General features: G+C 34.8%; 2 protein-coding genes. Both read left to right on the top strand.

Annotation, left to right across the window (positions count from 1 at the left end):
- The first annotated feature begins 54 nt into the window (after window positions 1-54).
- A complete protein-coding gene (locus tag LX80_RS14345; RefSeq protein ID WP_111297332.1) occupies window positions 55-381 on the top strand; it encodes a transposase in 327 nt (108 codons plus the stop codon).
- Window positions 378-1,304, top strand: a complete 927-nt coding sequence (locus LX80_RS14340; RefSeq protein ID WP_111297331.1) for an IS3 family transposase — start codon at window positions 378-380, stop codon at window positions 1,302-1,304. The genes LX80_RS14345 and LX80_RS14340 overlap by 4 nt, the downstream gene beginning before the upstream one ends.
- Window positions 1,305-1,459 lie beyond the last annotated feature (155 nt).

Genomic DNA, 1,459 nt, shown 5'->3' with positions numbered 1-1,459 from the left:
TGTCTTGTCCTAAAATAGGTTGACGAATAATCGTCACTTAAATTTGGACAAAATATGTTAGAAAAAGCAATTAAAAAAGAGGCTATTATAGCCGAGTATTTAACAGGCGATTACAGTTATCGCCAATTAGGAGTAAAACATGGCATTGATTTTCGTAAAATTCATAGTTGGGTGAGTAAGTATAAAGGAAAAATAAAGCCTGTTAAGCAAGCTTCTAAGAGGAAAGAGGAAGCAGCGGCATTACCAGCCGAGGTAAAACAACTGCAAGCCGAACTGCGTAAAGCTAAGCTACATAATGAAGTGCTGGAAGAAATGCTAAAGCTATCAGAGCAACTCACCGGAATAGAGCTTAGAAAAAAGTTTGGTACCAAGCAATCATGAATGTAGAACAAAGAAAGCCGAGAAGCATTACTTCGCTTTGTTCATTGCTTGGTTATAGTCGGCAAGGGTTGTATAAAGCCCAACAACAGCATCAGCAACAATGTTTTGAAGAAGAACTGCTGGTGCAGCAAGTACAAAAAATTAGAGTAGATCAACCAAGAATTGGTGGTAGAAGATTGCATCATATGTTGCAACCCTTTATGCAACAACATCATTTCAAAATGGGTAGAGATTCATTTTTTAAGCTATTACTAAACAATGGCTTATTGGTAAGAAGAAGGAAGCGAAAAAAGCCGGTTACAACCGATAGTTTTCACAGATACAAAAAGTATAAAAATTTAATCAAAGAGTTTGTTCCAGTGGGTTCTAACCAATTATGGGTAAGTGATATTACATACATCCACTTAAAAAATGGGTTTGCCTATTTGAGTTTAATAACAGATGCTTATAGCAGGAAAATTACAGGCTTCTACTTATCCAAAACATTAGAAGCAAATGGAAGTATTAGAGCATTGAAGATGGCTCTGCAACATAATGCAGTACCATCTAATAAACTAATTCACCATAGCGATAGAGGTGTTCAATATTGTTGTAATGCTTATGTAACCATACTTAAAAACAAGCAGATGAAAATATCGATGACGGAGAATGGGGACCCATTAGAAAATGCGATAGCTGAAAGAGTGAATGGGATATTAAAGGATGAATTATTAGAAGATGAGTACAACAATTTTGAAGCAGCACAACAGGGTGTAGCTAAAGCAATAAGTGTGTATAATCATTTACGTCCACATGGTAGTATTAGTTACAAAACACCTATAGAATTACATAATCATAATGAACCGGTTGAAAGGAAATGGAAGAACTATTATGTAAAAAAGGAACTATTAAAAGTTGGAGTTGCTGAGGAAACATACCGATGAAAAAAATATTTCTATAGCTGAGATGGGCTATAAAATATTTTTTTCATCTGCAACCTTAACTTTGAATAGTAAACCAATGGCAGGACTAAAAACAAATCGTAAACCTGTCGTAGGATTAAATCAAAAAAACTGTCAACTATTTTTAGGACGATACA

It is taken from the genome of Hydrotalea sandarakina, assembly GCF_003254115.1.
In the GTDB taxonomy this organism is placed as follows: Bacteria; Bacteroidota; Bacteroidia; order Chitinophagales; family Chitinophagaceae; genus Hydrotalea; species Hydrotalea sandarakina.
The sequence above is the reverse complement of the archived record's forward strand: the minus strand, read 5'-3'. Positions and strand labels throughout refer to the sequence as shown.